The 4,926-nt window shown below is 72.0% G+C and carries 5 protein-coding genes; 1 reads left to right on the forward strand and 4 read right to left on the reverse strand.

Annotated features, from left to right (window positions below; genetic code table 11):
* The first annotated feature begins 4 nt into the window (after positions 1-4).
* Positions 5-136, forward strand: coding sequence for a DUF3606 domain-containing protein (locus ABNT58_RS01710; RefSeq protein ID WP_348751789.1), 132 nt, complete (start codon positions 5-7; stop codon positions 134-136).
* A 28-nt stretch (positions 137-164) separates the two neighbouring features.
* On the opposite strand, the gene ABNT58_RS01715 is transcribed toward ABNT58_RS01710, so the two are convergent.
* The 4 genes from ABNT58_RS01715 to ABNT58_RS01730 form a co-directional block, all read right to left on the reverse strand.
* Positions 165-2,105 (reverse strand): methyl-accepting chemotaxis protein, encoded by a 1,941-nt coding sequence (locus ABNT58_RS01715; protein ID WP_348751786.1) that lies wholly within the window; start codon positions 2,103-2,105, stop codon positions 165-167.
* A gap of 60 nt (positions 2,106-2,165) precedes the next feature.
* Positions 2,166-2,840 (reverse strand): HAD-IB family hydrolase, encoded by a 675-nt coding sequence (locus ABNT58_RS01720; RefSeq protein WP_348751787.1) that lies wholly within the window; start codon positions 2,838-2,840, stop codon positions 2,166-2,168.
* A gap of 12 nt (positions 2,841-2,852) precedes the next feature.
* Positions 2,853-4,763 carry an aminodeoxychorismate synthase component I gene (gene pabB / locus ABNT58_RS01725; protein WP_348751788.1) on the reverse strand — a complete coding sequence of 637 codons (1,911 nt, stop codon included), beginning with the start codon at positions 4,761-4,763 and terminating at the stop codon, positions 2,853-2,855.
* 58 nt (positions 4,764-4,821) lie between these two features.
* The coding region (locus tag ABNT58_RS01730; protein ID WP_348751790.1) for a formaldehyde-activating enzyme at positions 4,822-4,926 on the reverse strand (105 nt) is incomplete at its 5' end.

Raw genomic sequence — 4,926 nt, forward strand, 5'->3', positions numbered from 1 at the left:
CGTGGTGCGCTACTGGTGCGAGGCCTTGGGCGTGACCATCGAGCAGCTGCAGGAAGCCGTGCTGGCCGCCGGCACCGACCCGGCCGCCGTGCGCCAGCACTTCCTGCAGCAAGGCAGCAGCGCCGGCGCGGGCTGAGCGGACGCCAGGCCGCGCCGGGCCTGAGTCAGGCCGGCAGCCTGAAGCGCGCCACCCGCTGCGCCAGTCCCTGGGCCTGCTGGCGCAGCGTGCTGGCCGCGGCGGCGGTTTCTTCCACCAGCGCGGCGTTCTGCTGCGTCTGCTGGTCGAGCTGCTGAAGCGCCACGCCCACCTGGGCCACGCCAGAGCTTTGCTGCTCGGTACCGGTCAGCACCTCGGTCATCAGCTCGCGCATGCGGGTGGCGGCGCCCACCAGCTCGCCCATGTGTTCACCGGCCTGGCCGACGACGCTGCTGCCTTCTTCCACCCGCTGCACGCTCTCGGAGATCAACACCTTGATCTCGCGTGCCGCCTCGGCGCTGCGCTGGGCCAGGCTGCGCACTTCGCCGGCCACCACCGCAAAACCGCGGCCCTGCTCGCCGGCCCGCGCCGCTTCCACCGCGGCGTTGAGCGCCAGGATGTTGGTCTGGAAAGCGATGCCGTCGATGGTGCCGATGATGTCGCCGATGCGTTGCGACGAGGCCTGCACCCCGCCCATGGTGCGCACCACGTCGCCGATGGAGCGGCCGCCCTCGCCGGCCGTCCGGGCGTTGCCCACGGCCATGTCGGCGGCGCGCTGCACACTGGCCGCGGTGTTCTGCACCGTGGCCGAGATCTCGTCCATCGCGGCGGCCGATTCCTGCAGGTTGGCGGCGGCCTGCTCGCTGCGCACGCTCAAGTCGCTGGAGGCATCGGCGATCTCGCTGCTGGCATGCACGATGGCATCGGATGCATGGCGCACCTCCCCCACGATGCCGCGCAGCGAGGTCTGCATCTCGGCCAGGGTCAGCATCAACGCCGCCGCCTCGTCCCGGCCCCAGGGGCGCGGCGTGGTGGTCAGGTCGCCGGCCGTCATGGCCTTGAGGTGGCGGCGCACCTCGCCCAGGCCACCTTCCATCACCAGGTAGAAGGCATAAAACAGGTACAGGCCCAGCAGCAGCGAGCCGGCGGTGAAGGCCAGCGTGAGGTTGCGCTGGAGCAGCGCCTTGGCCTCGCGGGCGCGCAGCAGGGCTTCGAGCATCGCGCTGCCATCGGCCGAGAGCTTGCGCAGCGCATCCACGGCGGCCTGGCCCGACGGGTTCAGGGCCTGCACCTCGGCCTGGAAGGCCTCACCGAACCAGGGCCTGGCCGCCGCCTCGAGAAACACCTTGGCCGGCTGCAGCGCAGCGGCAGCATCCAGCCGGGTGCGCACGCCGGGCTCGGCAGCGGCGGCGCGAGACAGGTCGTCCTGCAGTCCGTCGATGGCGGTCGAGGCCGTGAACCACACCGCATACAGCTCACGCACGCCCGCGGGCGTGGCCCCTCCACGGGCCAGCGCGCCCGACAGGCCGCGGCTGCGCGAAATGTTCTCGATCAGCTCCGGCGCGCCATGCGCCGCCGCGTTCATCAGGTAGTAGGTGGCCTGCTCCGGGTCCAGCGACAGGCCCGAGACGTCGAGCACCGAGGTGCGCATTGAGCGCAGCGCGTCCACGTAAGCCTGCAGCCGTTGCGCCAGCTGGGCCGGCTGGTCGGCCGCCTGCGCCAGCACCTGGTGGGCCTGCAGGGCTTGCGCCACCAGCGCGGTGGCGTCCACGCCCTCGGGCCGGCTCTGCGCCAGCGCCTGCACCGGGCGCAGCTGCGCCTCGATGGCCGCCATGTCGGGCCGCGGCATCTCGCCGGACAGCACCCGGCGGCGCTGCTTCTGCACCTCGATCAGCCAGGGCTCGATGCTGCGCAGCAGCTGCACGCCGGCCAGCTCCTGGCGGGTGAAGGTCAGCGACTCCGACACCCCCTTCAGGTACGACACCATCAGCAGCACCAGCGGCACCAGGAAGGCGATGGACACCAGCAGCGCCTTGCCGCCGAAGCGCATGCGCCGGAACAGCCGCACGCCGGGGGCCCAGGGGCCGTGGTGGGTGAAAAAGCCATCGGCCGGTATCGAACTGCTCATGAAGATCGCTGCATCATTTCTGACCATTTGTCGGCCAGACCCTGGCGATCTTGATCAGCGTTACAAGCCTGACGCGCGGCTGACGCCCTGCACCGGCCAGCCGCGCAGGCGGGCCTGCGCCAGCAGGCGCGGCTCAGGCCGCACGGCCACCGGGTGGCTCACCGCCTCCAGCAGCGGCAGGTCGCTGGCTGAATCGGAATAGAAAAAGCTCTGGTCGAACTGCTGCAACGCCTGCCCGCGCGCCGCCAGCCAGGCCGCCACATGGGCGGGCTTGTGCGGGCCGTGGCAAGGGGCGCCCTCGATGCCGCCATCGGGCAGGCCGCATGCGTCCAGCGTGGGCTGCGTGGCCAGCAGCTGCTCGATGCCGAAGAGCCGCGCGAACGGCTCGGCCACCAAGCGGGTGGTGGCGGTGACGATGGCGCACAGGTCGCCCTGCTGCTGGTGGTGCGCCACCAGGGCGCGCATGTCGGCGGGCAGGCGCGGCGCCATCTCGGCCTGGAACGCTTGCAACAGCGCCTGCAGCTGCGGTGCGCTCAAGGCCGCCAGCGGGGCCACCGTGGCGCGGTGCACGTCGTGGATGTCGGCCTGCCCGGCCACGTAGCGCCGGCACCAGGCCAGGTAGGTGTCGGGCGCATCGGCCGGCAGCACGCCCTGCCCGGCCAGGAAGCCGGTCCAGGCCATGCCGCTGTCGAACGGGATCAGCGTGTGGTCGAGGTCGAACAGCGCCAGACGCATCGCGCGACGGCGTCAGGCAGCCTGCAGCGCAGCGGGCGCTGCAGCGCCGGCCTCTGCAGTCCCGACCTCAGCAGTGCCACCGAGCGGCAGCAGCTGCGCCGGCAGCGCACCGCGCAAGGCGTTGCACACCACGATGGCCTGGGCCGCCTGCAGGTCGGCCATCGTGAGCGTGCGTTCGGTGGCGGCCCAACCCGGGTCTTGCAGCAGCACGCTGCGCATCACGCCGGGCAGCGCGCCATCGGCCAGCGGCGGTGTGCACCAGTGGCCGGCCAGCTGGATGAACACCGAGCTGCGGCCGCCTTCCACCAAGCGGCCGTCCTGGGTGAAGAACAGGCTGTCGAAGCCGCCGGCCGCTTCGGCCTCGCGCACGCCCTGGTCGTAGTGGGCGCGCAGCGTGGTCTTGAAGGCGGCCAGCGGTTGTGCGTCGGGCAGGCGGTGTGGCGAGATCAGCAGGCCGGCCGGGCCGGGCGGCAGCGGGGCCAGCGGGGCGTGGGTCAGGCTGACGCGACCGTCGTGCGCCAGCGCAAGACGAACACGGGAGGTGGCGGTGAGCTGCTGCGCGGCGGTGATCGCAGCTTGCAGTTGCGCTTCGTCCAGCGCAAAGCCCAGCGCAGCGGCGCCGGACCGCAGACGGGCCAGGTGGCGGTCGAGTTGTTGCAGGCCGCTGGCGGGCTCGAAGCGCAGGGTCTCGAACAGCTCGAAGCCCGGCGGCAGGCCGGTCAGGAAACGGGCCTTGAGGCGGCACTCCTCGAATTCGTCTTCGGGCACGCTGTCGAGCACGATGCCGGCGCCCACGCCCAGGCGCGCGGGCCGCAGGCCGCGGCGCTCAGGCCCCAGCGTCAGCGTGCGGATGGCCACCGACAAACAGAAGTCGCCCAGCGTGGCACCGGCGGCCGGCGCATCCACCCAGCCGATGGCGCCGCAGTACAGGCCGCGCGGCGTGGTTTCCAGCCCGGCGATCAGTTCCATGGTGTGGTGCTTGGGCGCGCCGGTGATGCTGCCGCACGGGAAGGTGGCGCGCAGCAGCTCGGCAAAGCCCAGGCCAGGCCGCGGCCGCGCCTGCACGGTGGAGGTCATCTGGAACAGTGTGGTGTAGGGCTCGATCGAGAACAGCGCCGGCACCCGCACCGAGCCGGTCTGCGCGACGCGGCCGAGGTCGTTGCGCAGCAGGTCCACGATCATCAGGTTCTCGGCGCGGTTCTTGATGTCTTCGTGCAGCAGGCGGGCGGTTTCGCTGTCGCCTTCGGGGCCGCGGGTGGGCACAGCGATGCGCGGCGCGGTGCCCTTCATCGGCCGGGCGGTGAGCAGGCCGGCTTCATGCCGCAGGAACAGCTCGGGTGAGCAGCTCAGCACCACCTCGCCGTCGCCCGCCACGATGAGCGCGCCGTACGACACCGGCTGCCGCTGCCGCAGCCGGCGGAACAGCGCCAGCGGATGGCCATAGGCCTGGCCGTGCAGACGGTAGGTGTAGTTGATCTGGTAGGTCTCACCCGCGCGGATGGCCTCGTGCACGCGGCCGATGGCGCTGACGAAGGCCTGGCGGGCTACGCTGGGCTGCAGGCCGGCCACGCCGGCCGGGCCGGGCTCGGGCTGACCTTCACGCTCGGTCAGCCAGGCGTCCACCTCGTCGCGCGAGAGGCGGCGCAGGCGGCGGAACATCAGCACGCGCAGCGCCGAAGCGTCATCAGCCGCCAGTGCCGCATGGCCTGCGCGCAGCAGCTTGGCGCCCCATTCGTAGTCGGCCAGCAGCACCGCGTGCAGGCCGGCGCGCTGGTCGGCTTCCACCTGGGCCCAGGTGGCGTCCAGCGTGGCCGGGTCGGTGCAGCGATGCTCGTGCGCCAGGTCCTCGTACAAGCGGCTGACCGGCCGCTCGGGCGTGGCATCACGGTCGTCCAGCAGGGCGAAGGCGGGCAAGAGGCTCATGGGGAAACGTTAGCAGAGCGGGGCCGCCCCGGTCCGCCGCCGGGCCGACATCAGGACATCAGGACCAATCGTCCATGTCGTGCTTGATGGTGTGGCGGTTGGCGATCAGCTCCTCGACCGACGGCTCGTTGTTCAGCGCCCGCTTCAAGGCCAGCTTGGTGGC

It is taken from the genome of uncultured Aquincola sp. (genome assembly GCF_964001545.1).
Classification (GTDB): Bacteria; Pseudomonadota; Gammaproteobacteria; order Burkholderiales; family Burkholderiaceae_C; genus Aquincola.

What these genes read in the sequence shown, in the direction of transcription:
- ABNT58_RS01720 (WP_348751787.1), bottom strand. Translation starts at nt 2,840, where the DNA reads ATGCGTCTGGCGCTGTTCGACCTCGACCACACGCTGATCCCGTTCGAC.
- pabB (WP_348751788.1), bottom strand. Translation starts at nt 4,763, where the DNA reads ATGAGCCTCTTGCCCGCCTTCGCCCTGCTGGACGACCGTGATGCCACG.
- ABNT58_RS01715 (WP_348751786.1), bottom strand. Translation starts at nt 2,105, where the DNA reads ATGAGCAGTTCGATACCGGCCGATGGCTTTTTCACCCACCACGGCCCC.